The organism is Paenibacillus sp. HW567, assembly GCF_000374185.1.
Lineage (GTDB): Bacteria > Bacillota > Bacilli > Paenibacillales > Paenibacillaceae > Paenibacillus_AQ.
This window is the reverse complement of record NZ_KB910518.1, coordinates 1099557-1121333: the sequence shown is the minus strand read 5'-3', so window position 1 is coordinate 1121333 and position 21777 is coordinate 1099557. Positions and strand designations below refer to the sequence as shown.

Annotated in this window: 16 protein-coding genes; 1 reads left to right on the top strand and 15 read right to left on the bottom strand. The window is 52.4% G+C overall.

What is annotated here, in order from left to right; genetic code table 11:
• Positions 1–32: 32 nt before the first annotated feature.
• On the bottom strand, positions 33–980 hold the full coding sequence (gene spoIIGA / locus B212_RS0104965) for a sigma-E processing peptidase SpoIIGA (protein WP_036668907.1): 948 nt from the start codon (positions 978–980) through the stop codon (positions 33–35).
• A gap of 399 nt (positions 981–1379) precedes the next feature.
• Here spoIIGA and B212_RS0104960 point away from each other — a divergent pair, with 399 nt between their 5' ends.
• Entirely contained in the window at positions 1380–2768 is a 1389-nt protein-coding gene (locus tag B212_RS0104960) for an MFS transporter (protein ID WP_232231534.1), read from the top strand.
• Between the two features lie 95 nt (positions 2769–2863).
• Here B212_RS0104960 and B212_RS0104955 read toward each other — a convergent pair whose 3' ends face one another.
• From B212_RS0104955 to B212_RS0104890, 14 genes are all read right to left on the bottom strand, one after another.
• On the bottom strand, positions 2864–4486 hold the full coding sequence (locus B212_RS0104955) for a response regulator (protein WP_019909328.1): 1623 nt from the start codon (positions 4484–4486) through the stop codon (positions 2864–2866).
• 55 nt (positions 4487–4541) lie between these two features.
• Positions 4542–6350 (bottom strand): sensor histidine kinase, encoded by a 1809-nt coding sequence (locus B212_RS0104950; protein ID WP_019909327.1) that lies wholly within the window; start codon positions 6348–6350, stop codon positions 4542–4544.
• A 43-nt stretch (positions 6351–6393) separates the two neighbouring features.
• Positions 6394–7713, bottom strand: a complete 1320-nt coding sequence (locus B212_RS0104945) for an ABC transporter substrate-binding protein (protein WP_019909326.1) — start codon at positions 7711–7713, stop codon at positions 6394–6396.
• Positions 7714–7957: 244 nt separating this feature from the next.
• The gene (locus tag B212_RS0104940; RefSeq protein WP_028530611.1) at positions 7958–8914 is read right to left on the bottom strand and encodes an Rpn family recombination-promoting nuclease/putative transposase; all 957 of its coding nucleotides are present in this window, start codon (positions 8912–8914) and stop codon (positions 7958–7960) included.
• 114 nt (positions 8915–9028) lie between these two features.
• Positions 9029–10141, bottom strand: coding sequence for a cell division protein FtsZ (gene ftsZ, locus B212_RS0104935; protein WP_019909324.1), 1113 nt, complete (start codon positions 10139–10141; stop codon positions 9029–9031).
• 63 nt (positions 10142–10204) lie between these two features.
• Positions 10205–11470 (bottom strand): cell division protein FtsA, encoded by a 1266-nt coding sequence (ftsA, locus tag B212_RS0104930; RefSeq protein WP_019909322.1) that lies wholly within the window; start codon positions 11468–11470, stop codon positions 10205–10207.
• Positions 11471–11810: 340 nt separating this feature from the next.
• The gene (locus B212_RS30780) at positions 11811–12575 is read right to left on the bottom strand and encodes a cell division protein FtsQ/DivIB (RefSeq protein WP_019909321.1); all 765 of its coding nucleotides are present in this window, start codon (positions 12573–12575) and stop codon (positions 11811–11813) included.
• Positions 12576–12639: 64 nt separating this feature from the next.
• Entirely contained in the window at positions 12640–13923 is a 1284-nt protein-coding gene (gene murA, locus B212_RS0104920; protein WP_019909320.1) for a UDP-N-acetylglucosamine 1-carboxyvinyltransferase, read from the bottom strand.
• Positions 13924–14176: 253 nt separating this feature from the next.
• Complete coding sequence (gene murG / locus B212_RS0104915; protein ID WP_019909319.1) at positions 14177–15295, bottom strand: undecaprenyldiphospho-muramoylpentapeptide beta-N-acetylglucosaminyltransferase; 1119 nt, start codon at positions 15293–15295, stop codon at positions 14177–14179.
• Positions 15296–15300: 5 nt separating this feature from the next.
• Positions 15301–16398 carry a stage V sporulation protein E gene (spoVE, locus tag B212_RS0104910; protein WP_019909318.1) on the bottom strand — a complete coding sequence of 366 codons (1098 nt, stop codon included), beginning with the start codon at positions 16396–16398 and terminating at the stop codon, positions 15301–15303.
• Between the two features lie 49 nt (positions 16399–16447).
• Entirely contained in the window at positions 16448–17866 is a 1419-nt protein-coding gene (gene murD / locus B212_RS0104905; protein ID WP_019909317.1) for a UDP-N-acetylmuramoyl-L-alanine--D-glutamate ligase, read from the bottom strand.
• A 3-nt stretch (positions 17867–17869) separates the two neighbouring features.
• Positions 17870–18835, bottom strand: coding sequence for a phospho-N-acetylmuramoyl-pentapeptide-transferase (mraY, locus tag B212_RS0104900; RefSeq protein ID WP_019909315.1), 966 nt, complete (start codon positions 18833–18835; stop codon positions 17870–17872).
• 16 nt (positions 18836–18851) lie between these two features.
• On the bottom strand, positions 18852–20264 hold the full coding sequence (locus tag B212_RS0104895; RefSeq protein ID WP_019909314.1) for a UDP-N-acetylmuramoyl-tripeptide--D-alanyl-D-alanine ligase: 1413 nt from the start codon (positions 20262–20264) through the stop codon (positions 18852–18854).
• Positions 20261–21748, bottom strand: a complete 1488-nt coding sequence (locus tag B212_RS0104890; protein WP_019909313.1) for a UDP-N-acetylmuramoyl-L-alanyl-D-glutamate--2,6-diaminopimelate ligase — start codon at positions 21746–21748, stop codon at positions 20261–20263. Before B212_RS0104890 ends, B212_RS0104895 begins: the two co-directional genes overlap by 4 nt.
• Positions 21749–21777: the final 29 nt, after the last annotated feature.

Here is a 21777-nt window from a genome sequence, read left to right as displayed (position 1 = left end):
ATTTCGGAAGCCGCTTGCGGCATCTGCGATGCTCAGGAAGACACCGCCGTCTCTGCAGCGGACTCTTTTTGAATCAGGTCTGGATGGATAATCGCCCGGTACGCCCCTTCTCCCGACAGTGTCCCGCCATCCAGCCCAATAAGAACCCTCTGAATATAAAAGCTCTCTTCACCCAGCTTTATCGTCACCAGATCAGGCTTCAGCGCCAGCATAAATGACGCCCCGCGGTTAATCCCCCTATAGGGCACAAGCCGCATTCTGTCCTGCCAGGCAAAAGACTGCCCGTCCGTTTCCAGCAGAAGCTTATCGGCGCTCATTTGAGTCATTTTCCCTTTCCAGGAGGCCGGTAAATATCCCTCCCAGAGTGACGCCTCCATCACCATCACGGGTATCCGGGTCAGAGGATCGTTCAGACGATTGCCGGTATCCAGCAGGCCGGGGCAGGTCACACTCACCCCATCAATCTCAACGCACACTTCGCCGATGTACGTCTCGAGCCGCTCTCTCCTGTTTTTTGAGGATTGAATAAATTTGAAGATGAGCAGCACCAGCGGCAGGACCGCAAGCACGAACCAGAAGCCGATTTTTAGGCGGTAAGCTTGGCCTCCCGAAGAGGTGAACAGAATACCGTTCCAGATTTCGCCGGAGCTTTGCAGCAAATAATGAATCCCGACAACCCCGCCCGCCGCTGCAAAATTAATAATATAAAAAGCCCCCAGCACCCGAAGGTAGCTTTGCAGACTCCTGAATCCAAAAGCAATCCACAGCATCACTACCGACAATCCAAACTTGATGAGGAAGGTGTACAGGAAGGAAAGCTCCGGCACAAACATCATCACCACATACAGTGCGCCCACCAGCGCGGAGAGAAAGAGCCGCCACCAAGAGACTTTAAGCTTGACCAGCCAGCCCGTCAGCCACAAAAGAATTCCGTCGATCAGCAGATTGGCAGCGAAAATCAAGTCAATATAAACAACCAGTGCACTCACCTGCCTGCGAACGGATATTATGCGAAAGACTGAAGATCAGGCTCTCTTTTTGGACGATATGATTAGTATAGAAAGACTCGCATCCAAAGTCTGTCTAAACATGGGGGGCATTCCTGAGGTTTTTTTGTCGATTTATAGAGGCAGCCTCCACGCATATTTTCATAGCGGCCGTTCCGTCCTTACCGCTTTGTCACAATCCGCTCACAACCCTCGCCAACCGTTGAAGATCTCAAACACTTTCCACAAGATATTCCATTCTTGAATAAATTAGCAATCCGTATAATGAGTGCACACCCCGCAACAAAATGGATTCGAATTTTCGCATGTGAAATAAAGTGCAAATGAAGCTGAAGGGGTTTAAATAACAACGAGGAGTGTTGAACCATGAGTATGGCTCTGAAAGAGGGCTATGATGAGCTGAAGCAATCGGTGACCGGGAAGAGCAAGGGCCTTAGTATGAAAGAGAAGATATCCTACGGGTTCGGAGACTTCGGCAATGGATTTATGTTTGATCTGGGGCAATTGTACCTGTTGAAATTCTTCACGGATGTGGCGGGAATTCCGGCAACGGCGGCAGGAGGAATCTTTCTGGCCAGCAAGCTGTTTGCCGCCGTCTGCGATCCAATCGTCGGCTCTTCCATCGACTATCGCAAAAACATCGGCCCCCGGGGCAAGTTCCGTCCTTATCTTTTAATCGGCAGCATTGTGCTGGCCATATTGACTGTGCTGACGTTTATTTCTCCAAATGTCTCACCCACCGGCAAGCTGGTCTACGCTTATGTTTCTTATATGCTTTGGGGTCTGGGCTATTCCTTTGCGAACATTCCCTATGGGTCTCTGAGCGCATCTATGACGCAGAATTCGGCAGAACGGACTTCCCTGGCCTCCTTTCGGCAGGCTGGCTCCCTGGGCGCACTGTTCTTCACCAGCATCATCGTCATGCCGCTTATCCTGCTGTTTTCCAACGCACATCTGGGATATCCGGTAATCATGGGAGCCATGTCGTTAATCGGCATTGCCTCCTTCTATATTTGCTACCGCAACTGCAAGGAGCGGATTGTGCCGCAAAGCCCGCCCAAGGAGAAGCTCAGCGCCAAAGCCATTATCAAGACCTTTGCTGCCAACAAGCCGCTGCTTGTCCTGGTGCTGATGACCGTCTTCACCATCTCGGCCTACAATCTGAAATCGGCCATGCTGATTTATTTTGCGCAGTACAATCTGGGCAACGTAAAGCTGATGTCTTACATGAACTTTATCATCATCGGCTCCTCCTTCCTCGGCGTATTTCTTCTGCCCAGACTGGTTAAGCGGTTCGGCAAAAAGAAAACTGCCATTCTCGGCATGGTGATCAGCGTTGCGGCGGACAGCCTTAACTTCTTTATGCCGTCCAACATCTACCTCTTCACTATTCTCGCAAGCATTGCCTTCATCGGGATCAGTATCCCGAACGGCATCACCTGGGCCCTTGTGTCCGATATTATCGACTATGGCGAATGGAAGTCGGGAGAGCGGAAGGAAGGCACCACTTACTCCTTGTTCAACTTCTCCCGGAAACTGGCCCAATCACTGTCCGGCTTTCTCTCAGGGATTGGCCTGGGCTTAATTGGATATATTCCAAATGTGGCGCAATCTGCCGGTACCCTGCTTGGAATCAAAGGACTGCTGCTCCTGTACCCCGCGTTTGCTCTGACTGTTGCCATGCTGGTTATCGGCCTCATGTATAAGCTCACGGACCAAAAGCATGCAGAGATTGTCTCCGAGCTCCAGACCCGCGGTTAAGCAGCTCCACGACGCAAGAGGATGTACCTCAAGCCTGCATGGCTGTCAGTACACCCTCTTTGTTTTACCGCCCTTGTGTAATTCTTACAGCACTGTTACCGGGACTGCCGAAATTCCGACGGAGTCATGCCGGTATGCTTCTTGAAGCTGACGCTGAAATACTGCGGATTTCCGTACCCTACCCGCTCTGCTACCTCGTAGGTCTTCAAGTTCTCCTTGCCCAGCCACTCCATAGCCGCCTGCAGGCGGGTCTCCGTCAGGAAATCGCTGAAGTTCACCCCGGTTATCTTTTTGAAAATGGTGCTTAAATAGGTAGTGCTCACGTGCACGTGATCCGCCACCTCCTGAAGAGACAGGCCCTCCTTGCCGTACCACTCCCGGATGTAGGCTACCGCCTGGTCGGCCAGATGATTCTGCTGGCTGCAGCGGCGCTCCCGCACAGCCGCCGACAGCTTGATGACAAAGATGCGGATATGGTCAAAGATCTCCTTCGCGGTGCGGAGACGGCGGATTTCATCGAATAGGATCTCCGCTGCATTACGTGGATAAGGCGGCTCCTTCCAATCCGAGAAAGCGTTAATCAGAATAAATGCCATTTCCATTCCAAAGAGATGCAGGCGATCCAAAGATACGTTTGCTCTCACCCGTATTTCTTCCTCCAGCCGGTCTATGACGGTTAGCGTCTCCTGCTCCAAACCGGCCTTGATTTTCATGGACAACTGCACCTCCCACCCCGCCATCTCTCCCGGCGCAATCTCAACAGGCGTATGAATCAGGCTGTCCCTGTACAGGAACACCTGGTTGGTTCCGGTTAAATGCCGGTATTCCGTAGCAGCCAGCGCACCGCGGTAAGATAAGGCCAGCTCCTCCAGCCGGTTGACCACAGGACCGATACCGACCGTTACGGTTGTTTTCAGATAAGTCTCAACATGGCACCGAATCAGCTCGGCAAGGAGCAGCGCCCCGCGTTCCAGCACCGAATCATCAGCTCCTTGGTCATGACCATACAATATAACAATGGCCTCCTTGATGGATTCAAAGACCAGACTGCCATTCCCGCCCGTACATTGCGTTCCGCCTTCGCCCTGGAGAACCTCTTCAGCCACATTATGAATGCAATATTTCAGCAGCTCCTGGCTGTAGCGGCTCTGTGCGCCTGTCTCATAATACTCATCGGCCAGCAGCAAAATTACCGAATAGCGGGAGCAGTGCAAATCCAGGTCAAGAAAAGCCAGCTCCCGCTCGATTTCCTCCTGCTTGTAACGCCTGTACAGTAAATTTTCAAGGAACCGCTGTTTCAACAGCGGCACTCCCTCCATGACCTTTTTGGCGAGTACATGCTCCCGCTCCCATTCCTCAGCCGCCCGGTTGACGGTTTCGATCAGCCGGTCCTCATCAAGAGGCTTCAAGATAAAATCAAATACCTTAAGCTTCAGCGCCTTCTGCGCAAATTCAAATTCATCATAACTGGTCATCATGATGATCTGGATGTCCGCGTAACGCTCTTTAAGCAGCTCCGTTAGCTCCAGCCCGTCCATGAACGGCATCCGGATGTCCGTCAGCACTATCTGGGGGCGTTCCTGTTCGATGGCAGCCAGTCCGTCCTCCCCGTTGGTATGGGCTGCCACAAGCTCGAACCCATGCTGCTTCCAGGCTATTCCCTTGGACAGTCTCCTCAATATGATCTGGTCATCATCCAGTATCACCAGCTTCCTCATGGCCTCTTCCCTCCCTGAACGAATCTCAGACAGCTCCTCCAAGCTTTTTCAGTATTCAGTACTCCTTGGATGACACCTCTGCAAGCGGCGGCTGAACGGCGAACCTCACCGTCACCGTCGTCCCTTGTCCCAGCTTGCTCTCATAAGTGAGGCCGTAGCCCGGCCCGTAGTGAAGCCGCAGCCGGCGGTGCACATTGCGGACTCCATAGCCTACCTGCGAGGACTCCTCGGCATGAACGTCTCCAGCAGCATCCCGCTCCAGCCCCTCGCGCAGTGCCCGGAGACGCTCCGGTTCCATGCCGTAGCCATTGTCCCGCACCTCGAAGTAACCGTCGCCTCCCGACAGCCAGCCCCGTACCTCTATCAGTCCCGGATGCCGGATTTTTTTTACTCCATGATATATAGCGTTCTCCACCAGCGGCTGCAGCGTCAGCTTCACCACAGGGCAAGTGAGCATTCCCTCCTCCAATTCCAGCTCGTAACGAAAGGTGTCGCCATACCGCATCTGCTGAATATACAGGTACTGAATGATATGCTCCCTTTCACTGGCAACGGAAATAATGGGGCTGCCTTTGCTGATGCTGATCCGGTAATAATGGGACAATGCCGTCAGCATGCGTGAAGCGTCTTCTGTTTCATTCATTTCGCACAGGCTTTTAATTGAATACAGCGTATTGTACAAAAAATGAGGCTGAATCTGCGCCTGCAGCACTGACAGCTCAGTCAGCCGCTTCTGCTCCTGTTCTTGTTCCACCTGGCCGAGCAGTTCCTGGATACGTCGGAGCATATCCCGGATACTTTTGTTCAGAATGGAAATTTCCTGATTGGGATGGTCGAACAGCTTCACCTCCAGATGGCCCTGGTCGATGGCGTTCACCGCCCGGGTGAGCTGGGAGAGCGGTTTTGTGATTTTGCCGGCAATCCATCCCGACAGCATTACGGCGAGAACAATTACAGCCCCCATAACAGAGAGGATCGCCACCCTGACCGAACGGAACCTGGTGTACAGATCCTGCTGGGGATAGACGGCTGCAAGCTTCCATTTGTTCATCCCTATGGTGTCATATATCACCGTCAGCTTGCGCCCGGTCAGACTCTCCGTTTCGAAACGCCCTTTCCCGGCGGGAGCTGCCAGCAGCTTCTTTTGAAGCAATATTTCATCCATGGCATAGAGGCCTTTCACTGTCTTGAAGCGGACAAGCCCGTCCTGGCTGGCAGCCAACAGGTAGCCGTTAGGACTGATCTCTGGCGCAGACAACAGGCTTCGGAGGAGCCGCTCCTTCAATTGGATCACCAGTATGCCTTCCCGGGCCCCCACTTTGCCCTCCTCCCATTTGTACAGGCTGATCACCTGCTCCCCCGCTGAATCCCTTTGGCTCGGATGCAGATTCAGCCAGTACACCCAGGAGGAGGAGGTGTAAGGCAGGGATTCGAATTCAACAGGAGGCCTGACATTCTCTGTCTGCAGATAATCTTTGCGGTAGAAAGCAAGCTGCCCGTCTTTGTAGTAAAAATAGACCGAATCGACGATGCTGTACAGATTGGCGTACGCTGTATCCAAATGGCGGCTCAGCACCAGATAATCCTCCGGTGTCATTTGAAAATCAGCCTTATCCGCACGCTGCATCAGAGCGCGAAGCTCGCTGCTGTTGTCGATGGCCGTTAGCTCGGCCAGTACAACAGATAATTTCTCATTCAGATAATCCTTGGTCTGGGTCAGCGTATCCTGAATGCTGGTTTCCGCATTGGCCCGCAGTTGTGAAGACGCAAGAAAGTAGGATACCATGCCAGTCACAGTAACAAACACCAGAATAAGCGGTATGAAAAACAGCAGAAAGGTCGACTTCAGTGTTCGTTTGAACATGATCTTCAAGGTCCCCCTCTTTCGGACGTGCATTCCAGCAGGATCATTGGCGATAATGGGAATAGGCCTGCTCCATTACCTGTGCCCAATCGTTGAGAAAATCCTCATCTGTCATGGAGCCGGACAACACTTTCTGAAAATTAGGCTCCAGCCGCTGTTGGATAATATCGGTATAATTAGGCAAATTATAAGGAACCCGCAGCATCACTGTGCGGTTGTCCTCCATTGCCAGTAGAGCCTCCTTCAAGAAAGGGGTGTCCTGGATAAAGTTCTGCAGCAGCGCCTGCTGATTTGTAGGAAGCTGTCCCACATTGCGGTTCCAATAGGTCTGGCTCTCTTCCGACAACAGAAATTTCACAAGCTCCCAGGCAGCGTCCGGATTGGCAGTGGAGCGGAATATCCCGTAGCCGTTGGCGGTCAACGTCATTACGCGGTTACCGGTTACGGACCGAGGCAACAGGGCTGCTCCTACATTGGCGGCTCCGAGGGCCGACAAATGGTCTCGATAGGAACCAAAATTATGGGTGAACATAGCCGAGGCTCCCGAATCAAAAGCCGCCACCATTTCCTTGTAGCCGTTCAGAATATCGCTGGTTTTCGTGCGGCTGCCGTAAAGAGCCGTATACCGTTGCAAAAACTCCAAATGACGCGGATCATTGATCGTACAGCGGCCATCCTTCGTGAAATATTCAGTAATACCGGAATATGCATATAGCAGAGACGTAAGCTGTGTAATACTGCCCGCCCCACCGCGGAGGCTATAGCCGCGCCGGCCCTGATCCGGCTTATCCAAGCGGTCGACTGCCTGGAAGAAGCCGTCCCAGGATTGCGGGGCTGCAAGCCCCTCCTTCTTCAGTAAATCACTTCTGTACCACAACACATCGAAAAAGAACGTGCCGGGAATTTGATACAGCCTGCCGTCCGGGGCCAGCCCACGATTGAACGAAATGAACCGGTCCGCGATTTGCTCACGTTCAGGCCACTGCGCATAATAGCCGTCCAGTGGCAGAAGAACGCCCTTCGCAGCAAATCCGGCCAACCACTCCGCGTTCATCGAGGCCACATCCGGGGTATCGCCGGACAGTATAGCCATATCAAACTTCAGCTTATTGAAGCTTACCGGAATCCCTGAGTATTCTACCTTGAGATTTGGATGCAGCTCCTCGAAGCGGCGGAACAGTTCCAGATAATACGGAGTGCGGCTCGGGCCGGCATTCTCATCCCAGAAACGGATGACAGTCCTCTCCGTCTTCGCTGCTTGCTTGTCTTCATGAAAGGGAAAGTAGCTGCAAGACGACGTCAATGCAAGCATTACCGCAAGGAGTAGCGCCTTGCTGGTTGTTGAAATTACTCTGTTACCCATCAGCTTCTCCTTCTTCCTACTGCCCCCGAAACGGATACGCCTCTCAAACATCTTTCAAAAGCATCAATAATGTACAGCGCTTTCAATTAGAACAATCAAACGTATCTATTCGTCAACAACGAGGAGGCTGTCCCAAGTACCTGCTAACCGGTCTATTGGACAGCCACTCTCATTGAATCTTACGTACGGTCAGTACAGACTGCGCTTTTTCGGTGATCCTCACTGGGAGTGCTGTTTATTTGTATTAGATAGACTTCATTTCCTCATCCGTCAGCCCTGTCGCTGTCTGTATAGCTGAGCGGTCCAGACCCATAGCCAGCAGGTTCCTTGCAACTTCTAGTTTTCCTTCTCTTAAGCCTACTTCTTTCCCTAATTCTAAACCTTCCACTTTCCCTAATTTGATACCTTCCACTTTCCCTAATTCTAAACCTTCTTTTTTACCTTCTTCAATTCCCTCTTTAATTCCTTCCTGCAATCCTTTAGCAAAACCTTCTCTTTGCGCACCGTCCCGTTGCGAGGCTTCGTCATGCAGGAACTTCTGACGGTCCTCATATCTACGCCGGGCTTCCGAATCCTGACTCAAAAACTCCAGCGTTTCCATTGCCTTTCTCAAAGCCGGTTCGTTCATCCTGAGTACCTCCCAATTCGAATTATCGTTCCCTTTCAAAAAAAGCAGCCAGTTGACCAGACCGCCTTCACCGGGGACAGCAGACTGCTTCAGCTTAGGCAATTCCAGAAAATGAATCTCTATGTCGTCGTTAAGCGGGGCTCCGCTGCTATCCTCACGCAGATGAAAAACGCTGTGGGTGTGTTCATTCGGCAGCACCTTATAATTCAAAATATTTATCGTCACACATTTTTTGAGCTCTGAGTACCTGCCGCCGGTCTGCATTTGGCCTGAGTACCGCTTGCTCCAGTAATACAAGGTCCGCTTTTCCATATCATATTTGTTGAAGAGCTGCATCTCAATATTAATCAGCATTCCATCTACTGTCTTAGCCCATATGTCAAAAATAGATTGTTTATCCAGAGGATCATCCTTATCCGTATAGGGATTAAGCAGTACCACTTCTTCCAGCGGCGAGTCCCCGGCATCCATAAATACACGGTTCAAAAAGGCGAGCAGCACATCCTTATTATTCTCGCTTGCAAATATTCTTTTAAACACAAAATCCACCCGGGGGTCCAGCAATTCCATCATATTCACTCCCGTTATCCGTATTATAACAGCCTGTAAATCAAAAAAACACCGTATCCGTCATAGCTCTTCGCTATGGCAGATACGGTGCTTCCGTAAGTTGGTATAAAATTATGGCTATTCGTTGTTGCCGCGTGTCCGGTTGCGCAGGAACGTCGGAATGTCGAGCTGATCAGAGGTGGTCTGATTGCCGAACGGGCGCAAATTAGCATTCTTGTCTGCTGCTGCAGGCTCACTGCCCGCCGCCGGACGTCTGTTAGGGGCAACAGGGGAGGTCTTATGCTCAAAGCCGGTGGCAATCACCGTAACTTTAATTTCATCCTTCATGCTCTCCTCAATAATGGCCCCGAAGATCATGTTGACTTCAGGATCTGAAGCTGAGGTAACAATCTCGGCAGCTTCATTGACTTCATACAAGGAGAGGTTCGAGCCGCCAGTAATGTTCATGATTACGCCGCGCGCGCCTTCAATAGAAGTTTCGAGCAGCGGGCTCATGATGGCTTTGCGGGCCGCTTCCGAGGCACGGTTCTCGCCAGTGGCAATTCCGATGCCCATCAGTGCCGAACCGCGTTCTGTCATAATCGTCTTCACATCGGCAAAGTCAAGGTTGATCAGACCCGGAACGGCAATAAGATCCGAGATCCCTTGCACAGCCTGCCGGAGCACGTTGTCCGCTTCGCGGAAGGCCTCCAGCATCGGTGTTTTTTTATCAACAATTTCAAGCAGGCGGTCATTCGGGATGACAATTAAGGTATCTACCTTTTCTTTCAATGCTTCAATGCCAAGCTCCGCCTGGTTAGAGCGTTTTCTTCCTTCAAAAGTAAACGGGCGGGTGACAACCCCAACAGTCAGCGCCCCGCATTCTCTGGCGATTTCAGCAATAACGGGCGCTGCGCCGGTACCTGTACCGCCGCCCATGCCTGCGGTCACAAATACCATATCTGCGCCCTTGAGCGTATTGGAAATCAGATCGCGGGATTCTTCGGCCGCTTTCTTGCCCACCTCAGGATTGGCACCAGCGCCTAGTCCCCGGGTCAGCTTGTCCCCGATTTGCAGCTTATGCTCCGATTTGGCCATATGCAGCGCTTGGGCATCTGTATTAACTGTGATGAATTCAACACCCTGAACGCCGTTTTCAATCATCCGGTTGACAGCATTGCTTCCGCCGCCGCCCACGCCGATGACTTTTATTTGAGCTAAGCTCTCCATTTCAAAATCAAATTCCAACATATTGTTCCATCTCCCCCTAGAATAGTGCTTGGATGGCCGGTCCAAGTATATCTGGACTTACACTTATATGAATTCGCTGAACATATTCTTTAGACGTTCTACCAAACCGGGCTTCTTCGCAGTATCCTGGCTTGGTACGGCGTTCTGCTTGTTTCGGTTGACCGTCTTCTTGTTGCCGCTTCCGCCGCCGCCGCTCCGCCCGCGGAATCTGCGGACGACAGTGTGAAGAATGCCTACTCCACCGGTAAATCCGGGGTCCCGGACACCGATATAATCCGGCACAGCAATGCGCACAGACGCAGCCAGCTCGGTCTGAGCCGCCTTCAGGACACCCGGCATAGATACCGTGCCGCCGGTAAGGATATAACCTCCCGGAAGCTCAGTATAGCCAAGCCGTTTCACTTCCTGACGGATCAGGTGAAAAATCTCCTGTACCCGCGGCTCAATAATCGCTGCCAAATCTTCCTGATTGAATTCCTTTTCCACATTGCTGCCGATACGCAGAACCTTGAACACTACGTCAGAAGCCGCATCGTCTATCCAGGCGCAGCCATACTTCAGCTTTACCTTCTCCGCCTGATCGGTAAGTGTACGGAGTCCGTATGCAATATCATTGGTAACAAATTCTCCTCCGATCGGGATCGTGGAGGTTGCACTAAGGGAACCTTCTTCATATACGGCTATCGTCGTTGAACCTGCACCGATATCCACCAGCACAGCGCCCATAGATTTCTCATCTTTGGAAAGCGCCAACCCGCCGGCTCCAAGAGACATCAGCACGAGATCTTTAACTTTCAGCCCTGATTTCTCTACACAGCGAAGCAGATTATGTATTGGCGTTTTGGCTCCGGTAATGATTGTCGCTTCAACCTCCAGACGAACACCTATCATTCCGCGAGGATCCTGAATACCTTGAAGACCGTCGACGATATATTGTTTGGCGACAACATCAATTACTTCGCGTTCAGGAGGCAATGCAATGACTTCCGCAGCCTTAATAACGCGGTCGATATCCTCCTCGCCGATTTCACGATCCTCATTCTGGACAGCTACAACACCATGACTGGACTGCAGACCGATATGATTACCGGATATGCCGACATAGACCTCGGATATTTGAATACCGACCATTTGCTCCGCATGATCCACAGCACTCTTGATAGATTGTACAGTCTGGTCGATATCTACGATCGCACCTTTGCGGATTCCTTCCGAATCGGCAGATCCAACGCCAATAATATTAAAGGTTCCATTGGTAACTTCCCCAATAATTGCCCGAACTTTGGATGTACCGATGTCCAAACTAACAATGATGTCATTGTTGCTCAAGCTCTATGGCACCTCCTGTTATAATCAAAATAAAAATGTAATAAAATTGCTCGTTCCCGGTCCCGGGAAACATCTCTGTACATATTCAACATACCTAATCCTTTCCCTCTTTTTTCTACAAATTTTTTGAGTGGAATAATATGACAAGCATTCCGCATATACATAGATGCTTACTAGAATCTGTAAAATCAGCGTTTTTAGCAAGAAATATATATATAATAAAGAAATGATACCCAAATTTATGAATTCACTTCAAAAAATCCGGAGAAAAAAGAGGGATAGTGCTTATTGCCCGTAAATCCGATTGTAGCATTTTTTTGGTCCTAATAGTAGGGACTATTTACTCTAGTGTGTCTGCATTCTCTTCATTAGCAGCCGGTGCAGCCTGAAAAGGAACATACGAATCTGCTTCAAGCATCTTGATCAGACCGGGCTCTTCCGTCTCTATGACCTTATTCAAATATTCCACCTTATCCTTAAGCAGGGATATTGCCGTTATGACTTCAAAATGCGAACGTGTGTACAGCTTAATCCGGTCTGGAAAAGACAGCGTCGGCGATGGAACAATTTCAGAGATGTCACTGGTAAGCTCATTTGGAATGAGGGCGAGCGCCTGGCACAGCTTGGCCTTATACGGGTCGGAGTCTTTCCAGTTGGTCAAGATTGGCTTTTCCACGGCAATTCCGGTGTCATTTACGGATACAGCGGCTCCGCTGGAGAGAATCGCCTTAAGCGTACCTCCCTGGTCCAATTCGTAAGCGACGGCAGGATACTCATCAATGCTTATCGTGACAACTCCGGGAAATTTCTTCTGTACGCTTACATCCTGTATCGTCTTAAGCTTTTCCAGGGAGTCCTTCACAGATGTCTTGGAGACGGCAAAAAACTGTCCTCCAATTGAAAGGCCGCTCTGAGACAGCAGCTCCTCCCGGGTGGTATATTTGCCGCCTTGGAAATGAATTTCAGTAATGCGGCTGACGGACGAGCGGAAAAATATCACAGCCAGCAGCGCAATGAACAGCAGCAGCAGGATGATTGTGATTTTGCGGCTCACTTTCTTAGGTGGCTTGTCCTCTTTAAGAAGAGGTAAACGGGTTTTAGGCATTCTCATATCTCCGTAATAAGGCCCTGTCTCCTCCCCTCACATAAGCCGAAGGAGACAGGGAGCTTTAATTGGCCAAATCTAACGGACCCGGCACAGGTATTTTGCGTGTAATGTGTGCGCCAAGCTTCTGGAACAGCTTCTCAATGCCGTCATATCCGCGGTCAATATGGTGCGCCTGCTCAACAATCGTAGTGCCTTGAGCCGCGAGACCGGCGATCACCAGGGCAGCCCCCGCCCGCAGGTCGGTAGCTTCCACCGTGGCACCGTACAGCCTTTGCACTCCGCGGATAAACGCACGGTTAAGGTCTATGGAGATATCGGCACCCATCCGTGCCATCTCCTCCACATGCTTGAACCGGCCCTCAAACACCGTTTCTTTGATCACGCTGAATCCATCGGCCAGTGACAGCAGAACCATAATCTGAGATTGCAGATCCGTGGGAAAAGACGGGTAGGGTGAGGTTACAATCCTCTCCACCGCACGGGGACGACCCATGCAGCTAATATTAATTATATCATTGCAAACTGTGATTTGAACACCAGCCCGCCTCAGCACATGAATGAGCGAGGATAAATGCCCGGCATTAGTATGGGTCAATGTCACACTTCCCCTTGTAGCTGCTGCGGCGATCATTACTGTTCCGGCTACAATCCGGTCGGGAATGACCTCGTACGTACAGGGGGAGAGCTTCTTGACGCCTTGAATCGTAATGGTATCGGTGCCCGCACCGATGATCTGAGCACCCATCTGGTTCAGATAGTTCTGCAAATCCTGGATTTCCGGTTCTCTGGCCGCTCCGGATATCGTAGTGGTGCCTTCCGCCATGGCAGCGGCCATCATGATATTCTCCGTTGCTCCTACGCTCGGATAATCGAGATGAATATCGTTGCCGATCAGCCTTTCGGCCCGGCAGGAAATCTGCCCGCCCGATTCCTCGATTTCCGCGCCAAGCAGCCTCAGCCCCTGCAAATGCAGGTCAATTTTGCGTTCCCCGATTGCGCAGCCTCCCGGCTGATAAATCGTCACCTCTCCAAATCTGGACAGCAACGGTCCCATCAGAAAAATGGAGGATCTCATCTGCCGCATCAAATCCTCAGGAACATGGGAGGTAAAGGCAGCCGAAGTATCTAACGTTACCGTCCCTTCAGCATGCACTCCCCTGCACCCCAGCCGTTCCAGAATATTCAGCATGGTTTCGATGTCCAGCAGCTCCGGCACATTATGCAGTGAGTGAACTCCTTCGGCCAGCAGGCTAGCCGCCAGAATCGGCAGTGCCGCATTTTTTGCTCCATGGATACGTATGGTGCCTGACAGGGGACTTCCACCCTCAATCACCAATTTGTCCAATGTATCACCTCCGAGATTACCGCTCACCCACCACCGGGCACTTTCCATACGGGGATTAGCAAAATGCCTGTAAGAGCTTTCCTGCCCCGCATTTCACAGTCCGAAAGTGCTCTGGGTGATTGTCACGATTATAGGATTATCCTATGTTCGTAGCCTCGGGTGTGTGACAATGAAGGTCAGGCAACCGGCAACAGCCTTCAGCACCCATGTGCAATAATATTTATAACTGGCCATACGGGGCCAATAGGAGTGGTTAAGACCGCTTCTTCTGGGCCGCCAGTCTGCGCAGCTCGGTGACGACTAGTGCAGCAGCGTCTCTTTTGCCGAGGCGCCGGGAGGCTTCCGACATTTGAGAGCGTACAGACTCTGCACCGATAATCTTCTGGACCGCCTCCATAAGAGACTGGCCGTTCAAGTCCTTCTCAAGCAGCACTGCAGCCGCACCTTCGCGCTCCAGTTGTCTTGCATTTGCCTCCTGGTGATTGTTTGTCACGTTAGGGGACGGAATAAGAATAGAGGGAATTCCCAGCGCTGTAATCTCAGCCAGAAAAGAAGCGCCTGCCCGGTTCACAATAAGGGAGGTACAAGCCAGCACCTCGGGCATATTGTGAACATATGGGAGAAGGTGCAGCCAGTTCGGCACGCCGCCCAGCTTCTGCCGAAGAGCCTTGCGGGTTTCTTCGAAATAGGACTCACCGGTTACATACACATAGTGGACACTATTCCCTTTAACCACAAGCGGGGCCATTTCGATCATTGCCTGGTTAATCGCTCTTGCTCCACCACTGCCGCCAACCATCAGCACAACCGTACTGCCCTCTGGAATGCCCAGGGAAGCAAAGCCGCGCTGCGGATTGGCGGTGGTTACGGTGGTCGCCCGGGGATTGCCGGTATAGATCACATTTTTTCCTCCGGGAAAAGCCGATTCCGTTCCTTCGAAGCTTACGGCAACCGTGTCGGCATAACGGCTGAGAAATCGGTTCGTCAGCCCCGGAATCGCATTCTGCTCATGAATGAGCGTGGGAATGCCCAGCTTGGAGGCCGCATACACCACAGGCCCGCATACGTATCCTCCGGTGCCGATCACAACATCCGGTTTAAACTCCCTCAGCATCTCCTTGGAGGCTTTCACCCCCTTCAGAAAACGCATCACGGTCTTCACATTGTCGATTGAAAGCTTGCGGCGGAAGCCGGTGATATCTATTGATTTGAACGGGAGATTCTCCTGGGGTACCAGCTTGCTCTCCAGCCCCCGCTTCCCGCCAATATACAAAAAGGACGAGTTCTCTTCTTCAGCCTCAAGCTGCCTGGCGACGGCGACGGCGGGATAGATATGTCCGCCTGTACCGCCGCCGCTTAATACGATACGCATGTCTTTCACCTCGCATAACGGGATAAATTAAGTAAAATTCCAAGTGCGGTGAGCATCAGTGTCAGCGATGAGCCCCCGTAGCTGATCAGCGGAAGCGTAATGCCGGTGACCGGCATGAGACCGATGACAACGCCGATGTTGATGATGACCTGAACGGCCACCATACAGACGATCCCGACTGCCAGATAGCTGCCAAAGCGGTCAGGCAGGCTCATCGCCACCTTCATGCCGCGCCAGATCAGAATCAGAAACAGGACCAGCACAATCAGCCCGCCGATGAACCCCAGCTCCTCCGCCAGGATGGAAAAAATAAAATCGGTCTGCGGCTCAGGCACATAGCTGTACTTTTGCCGGCTCATGCCAAGCCCCAGCCCGCCAAGCCCGCCGGGACCAATCGCGTATAGCGACTGGATAATCTGGTAGCCCGCCCCCAGCGGATCAGACCAGGGATCAAGAAATGCGGTGATCCGCTGAAGCCGGTAAGGCGCAGCAGCGACGAGACCGGCGAAGCCAACGACTCCCAGCGCGCCAAGAGAGAGCAAATGCTTCATCCTTGCCCCCGCTGTATAAACCATCATCAAGGCAGCGCCGAACATTACGGTGCCTGTGCCGAGATCCGGCTGGAGCATAATGAGCGCAAATGCGGAGCTGATCAGCGCCAGCGGCGGGAACAGTCCGCGTGTGAAGGTGGAGATGTCATAATCGTCTTTTCCAAGCCAGTTAGCCAGAAAAAGAATCATCCCCATCTTCATGAACTCTGAGGGCTGAATCCCGAAGGAACTGATCCCCAGCCAACTGCGCGCCCCGCCGCGTACAACGCCGATTCCGGGAATCAGCACCAGAACAAGCAGGATGAAGCAGACAATCAGGGCCGGTCTGGCGAATTTCTTCAGCACCAGATAGTCGGTGTTCGCGGTGACGAACATTGCTCCCAGCCCGAGTCCCGCGAACAGCAGTTGCCTTTTGACAAAATAAAACGAATCTCCATAATTGCGGAAGCCCAGAACGGACCCGGCGCTGTATACCATCACCATACCGATGGCCAGCAGGGAGAGTATGGCCGCCAGTATCCAGATATCGGGCGCATGACGGGATTTATTCATCAGGAGCACACCTCTTGCATCCGTAGTAGGGGCTTATCCACCCCCCTACTTAAAGGTTATGCACCGCCTCTTTAAAAATACGCCCGCGCTCCTCATAGGATGTAAACATATCCCAACTGGCACATGCAGGAGAGAGCAGGACAACATCTCCCGCTTCCGCCAAGGCGGAAGCCTCCCGCACAGCCTCTTGCAGCACGGCGGCGGCGCTCTCCCCAGTATCGACGGAGATAATGCTCTTTACTCCTGCGAGCTGCGCGACGTTAACAAGCTTGTCCTTCGTTTGACCCAGGGCCACAAGCGCTTTGACGCCTCCAAGGACAGGCACAAGCTCCATATAGTCAGAGCCGCGGTCTAAACCTCCGGCAATCAGCACAACCGGCGCCCGGAAGGAGGCTAGCGCCATGGCCGTTGCTTTGGAATTGGTAGCCTTGGAATTGTTATAATAGGCGGCTCCAGAATGATCGGCCACATATTCAAGCCGGTGCTCCACCCCCCGGAAGGAAGCCAGCACTCCGCCCAGCACTGCCGGATCAGCCCCGGCGGCGATGGCAATGCCGCAGGCAGCCAGCGCATTCTCCACATTGAACCGTCCCGGCAGGCCGATGGAATCAACGGGCGCTATTTCCGTCTCACTCTCTGTATAATCACGGTAAACGATAACCCTCTTCAGGTCATCATCGGTTCCCGGCACAAAGGCCGGTCGGACAAATATCCCCTGAACCAGTTCCTCAGTCATCGAAAAAGGCAAAATCCCGGCCTTGATATAAGGCACCAGCTCCCGGCAGACCGGATCATCCCAGTTCAGCACCGCCGTATCGCTTGGCTCCTGATTAGCGAACAGCTTGGCTTTGGAGGCTACATAATCCTCCATGCCGCCATGATAATCCAGATGGGTTTCCGCCACATTCAGCAGACAGCCCACCTTGGGACGGAACGTTTCCGTCCCTTTAAGCTGAAAGCTGCTGAGCTCAACGACCATCCAATTGTCCTCGTGGGCCTCCTGTGCGGCCTGACAGAGCGGTGTGCCAATATTGCCGGCAACAATAGGCTTCATTCCGGCAGCCTCCAGCATACGGCCTACCCAGGTTGTCGTCGTCGTCTTCCCGTTAGAGCCGGTAATTCCGATCATCGGTGCCGCGCAGAGACGATACGCCACTTCTACCTCGGTCACGACTTCGATGCCCAGTTCAAGCGCCCGCACTACAGGCGCTGCCGAATAGGGGATGCCGGGATTTTTGACCATCAGGCTGACCCCCTCATGGATCAGCCCCTCGGGATGCCCGCCGCATATAACAGAAATTCCCAAAGACTCCAGTTCGGAAGCTTCGGGACTTTGATCTCTTTCCTTTTTATCATTGACCGTTACAACTGCGCCGCGCTCATGCAGCACCTTGGCCACCTGGACGCCGCTTTTGGCAAGCCCCAGGACCACCACCTTTTCACCACGGTACTCATCCGGATGTTTCATTCTTTACAACCCCTTGCTGATATATAGTCCAACGGCCGCCAGAACCAGGCTCACCGCCCAGAAGGAGACGACAACCCGCCATTCCGACCAGCCGCCAAGCTCAAAGTGATGATGAATCGGGCTCATTCTGAATATGCGTTTGCCGCGTGTCTTGAAAGAGGTCACCTGCAAAACAACAGACAGCATTTCAACGACGAATACCCCGCCGATCACGAGAAACAGCAGCTCGCTTTTGGTCACGATAGCGATGGCTCCGATTGCGCCGCCGATGCCGAAGGAGCCGAAGTCGCCCATGAACACCTTAGCCGGATGCGCATTAAAGACCAGAAAGCCAAGCACCGCCCCGATCATCGCAGCCGCGCAGACTCCAGCCGCAATAGAGGTAGCCTGCATAGCCACCACAGCAAAAGCAGCCAGTGCAATTGCGCTGACACCTGACAAAAGCCCATCTACACCATCGGTAAAATTAACCGCATTTGTTACAGCCATCATCATGACGATAATAAACGGATAATAGAACCAGCCGCCCCAGTCAAAGCTCAGATCGGTTCCCGGGATGCTAATGCCGGTGTTGTGACCGGCGGAGATCAGCAGGCCGCACATTACTGCGCCGACCACTAGCTGGCCCAGCAGCTTCTGCCGCGGCGTCAGACCCAGGGAGCGTTTGAATACGATTTTGATATAGTCATCCAGGAAGCCGATCAGCCCGTAACCGAGCGTAGCTACCAATAGAACATAAAAGTCTGAGTCCACTACAGAAAATTTCAAAAAAGACAAGGTGAACGCCACCATGATGATAATTCCGCCCATCGTAGGGGTTCCGGCTTTTTTCAAGTGAGATTGAGGTCCGTCATCACGAACCTGCTGTCCGAATTTCATCCTCCGCAGCAGCGGAATGAAGAGCGGAGCGGCAATGACCGCAAGGATAAAGGATACGGCAATAGTCAGCAAAAGTAGTTGATAATCCATGGGTACACCCCCTCCATTAGTTTATATCTGCCCGAGAATGCTCATTCAAGCTGTGCAGCACTTCCTCCAGGCGCATTCCCCTGGAAGCTTTGAACAATACAACATCCTTGGGGCCGCATTTGCCAATCAAGGCAGATGTAAGCTCCCCTTTATCTGAAAAAGCAAACACCCGCTCAGACCCAAATTGTGCTGAAGCTGCTTCCGCGATATGCGCAGACAGCGGCCCGTAGGTAAACACCAGATCCGTTTCTGCCGGGTTCAAATAGCTGCCGATTTCCGCATGGAAACGCACTTCGTCCGGCCCAAGTTCCAGCATGTCCCCCAGCACAGCGATTCGGCTTCCCCCGCATTTCATAGACTGAAGCACATCAATTGCTGCTCTCATGGAGGTGGGACTGGCATTATAAGCATCATTCAGCAAAATAAGGCCGGATGCCGCCTGCATCACTTCGATCCGCATGCCGGTCAGTTTAAGCTTACTTAAACCATCCTTGATATTGTCCTCTGACACGCTGTAATGGCGTGCAACTGCAAGCGCAGCCAAAGCGTTGACGACATTATGCTGGCCCGGAAGCGGCAGAGAGAAGGCTAGCTCCGGATGAAGGCTGGACGTAAAGGTCATTCCTCCCGAATGCGACATCATTCCCGTCGGGTAATCATCGTTGTCAGGAGACAACCCGAAGCGGAAGGACTTCATTTCCGCTGGAGCGCGGAACGCAGGCTCTGCAATGACTTCGGCAAGCAGCGGCTCGTCGCCGTTATAAATGAGCAGGCCTCCGGGCTTCAGCCCTTCAGCGATTTCCAGCTTCGCTCTGGCAATCTCCTTGCGGGAGCCGAGCTGCAGCAGATGTGATTCGCCTACATTGGTAATTACAGCTACGTCAGGCGGAGCCAAGGAAGCGAGATGAGCTATCTCTCCCCGCGAGCTCATCCCCATCTCCAGAACGGCAATCTGGGTTTCCCCGCTCATCGAGAGAATCGTAAGCGGCAAGCCGATGTGATTATTGAAATTGCCCTGTGTTTTGTGGACTCTATACTGTCCCTCCAGCAGGGCTGTAATGATGTCCTTGGTTGTTGTCTTACCGTTGCTGCCTGTGACGGCAACAACCTGTGGAGCAATTTGGCTTAAATAGGCTGAAGCCAGCCGCTGCAGCGCGGCCAGTGTGTCGTCCACCAGGATGACTCCGCCGGCTTCAGGCACTCCCTCTTTGTCCCGCTGCCACAAGGTGGCGGCGGCTCCTGCCGCCAAAGACGCGTCACCATAATCATGCCCGTCGAAATGTTCCCCGATCAGCGGAACGAACAGGCAGGCAGGCGTGATTTTGCGGGAGTCGGTAACGACCCCCGCAATCTCCGTATCCATATCCGCAGGGGAGATCAGCTCTCCCCCGCACATGTCAGCAATGTTTCGCAGCGTTCTTATAATCAATAGCTTCGGCCCCTTATAACTTCTTTGGCGACTACGCGGTCATCGAAATCATGAACCACTCCGCCGATTAGCTGATAGGTCTCATGACCTTTCCCCGCAATCAATACTACATCGCTGGGGCTTGCCATTTCAATAGCTTTTCTGATAGCTTCCCGCCGGTCCGCAATCATTTCATAGCGGTCCTGCGCTATTCCATCCGCCTTCAGTCCGGCCTCGATATCCCTCAGAATCAGCAGCGGATCTTCGGTACGGGGATTGTCGGAGGTTACAAATACATGATCGCTGTACTTCGCAGCAATTTTGCCCATCAGCGGACGTTTGGTAGTGTCTCTGTCTCCGCCGCAGCCAAAGACTGTAAGCACCTTGCCTGCCGCAAATTCACAAACCGCCTTCAGCACATTCTCCAATCCGTCGGGTGTATGGGCATAATCTACGATAACCGCGAAATCCTGGCCTTCATCCACGGATTCCACACGTCCGGGTACACCGGCAACCGACTCCAGACTGGCCTTGATATCCGCAAGGGGCACATCCTCCAGCAGAGCAGCCGTGATCGCGGCAAGCGCATTGTACACATTGAACTTTCCGACCATACGCAGAGAAATGTCAGCCTCTCCTTTAAACGTATCCACATGGAAAAAAGTTCCTTTGGACGTGATGGAGATTTGCGAGGCCCGGACATTGGCGTCGCTGTCGATGCCGTATGTAATGACCTCCGCCGCAGTCTGTGCGGCAAAATAGGCGCTTGCCTCGTCATCCGCATTCAATACGGCATATTTCCGTTCTTCCTTCCAAGGCGAAATCACATTGCCGAGCCGGGAAAAGAACAGCCCCTTAGCCGCACGATACTCCTCCATCGTATGATGATAATCCAAATGATCCTGGGTCAAATTCGTAAATATTGCGGTACGGTAGTCCGTTCCCTTCACACGTCCCTGCTCGAGCGCGTGGGAGGAGACCTCCATCACACAGCACTGTACTCCCTTAGAGACCATATCACTAAGCGTACGCTGCAGTTCAAGCGATTCCTGCGTTGTGCCGGACATCGGATAGCTCTGACCGTCATAGCGCATCTGAATCGTTCCAATCAGCCCTGTCTTCACATTATGATCCTGCATAATCCGCTCAATAAGATAAGTGGTCGTCGTTTTGCCGTTCGTGCCGGTAATCCCAATCATTCGCAATCTGCTGCTCGGCGAGCCGAAAAATGCGCCCGACAACACGGACATCGCAAACCGGCTGTCATCCACCACAATCTGTGGCAGATCAATCTCAAGCTTCCGCTCACAGACAATGGCGGAGGCGCCATTCGCGGCGGCCTGCGGCGCAAATTCATGCCCATCCACGGTAAAACCCGGCAGACAGATGAACAAGTCACCCGGCTGAATGCGGCGCGAATCCACCTGGATATTGGTGATTTCCGTCTCTCCATTCCCATAGAGACGCGAAGCTGCAAGACAAGACGATAATTCATTAACTTTCATAGCAATCCCTCACTCTGCATTTTCGGATA

What these genes read in the sequence shown, in the direction of transcription:
- B212_RS0104940 (WP_028530611.1), bottom strand. Translation starts at nt 8,914, where the DNA reads ATGATGGAATTGCTGGACCCCCGGGTGGATTTTGTGTTTAAAAGAATA.
- mraY (WP_019909315.1), bottom strand. Translation starts at nt 18,835, where the DNA reads ATGGATTATCAACTACTTTTGCTGACTATTGCCGTATCCTTTATCCTT.
- B212_RS0104945 (WP_019909326.1), bottom strand. Translation starts at nt 7,713, where the DNA reads ATGGGTAACAGAGTAATTTCAACAACCAGCAAGGCGCTACTCCTTGCG.
- B212_RS30780 (WP_019909321.1), bottom strand. Translation starts at nt 12,575, where the DNA reads ATGCCTAAAACCCGTTTACCTCTTCTTAAAGAGGACAAGCCACCTAAG.
- murG (WP_019909319.1), bottom strand. Translation starts at nt 15,295, where the DNA reads ATGCGTATCGTATTAAGCGGCGGCGGTACAGGCGGACATATCTATCCC.
- B212_RS0104960 (WP_232231534.1), top strand. Translation starts at nt 1,380, where the DNA reads ATGGCTCTGAAAGAGGGCTATGATGAGCTGAAGCAATCGGTGACCGGG.
- spoVE (WP_019909318.1), bottom strand. Translation starts at nt 16,398, where the DNA reads ATGAATAAATCCCGTCATGCGCCCGATATCTGGATACTGGCGGCCATA.
- B212_RS0104955 (WP_019909328.1), bottom strand. Translation starts at nt 4,486, where the DNA reads ATGAGGAAGCTGGTGATACTGGATGATGACCAGATCATATTGAGGAGA.
- B212_RS0104950 (WP_019909327.1), bottom strand. Translation starts at nt 6,350, where the DNA reads ATGTTCAAACGAACACTGAAGTCGACCTTTCTGCTGTTTTTCATACCG.
- murD (WP_019909317.1), bottom strand. Translation starts at nt 17,866, where the DNA reads ATGAAACATCCGGATGAGTACCGTGGTGAAAAGGTGGTGGTCCTGGGG.
- ftsZ (WP_019909324.1), bottom strand. Translation starts at nt 10,141, where the DNA reads ATGTTGGAATTTGATTTTGAAATGGAGAGCTTAGCTCAAATAAAAGTC.
- B212_RS0104890 (WP_019909313.1), bottom strand. Translation starts at nt 21,748, where the DNA reads ATGAAAGTTAATGAATTATCGTCTTGTCTTGCAGCTTCGCGTCTCTAT.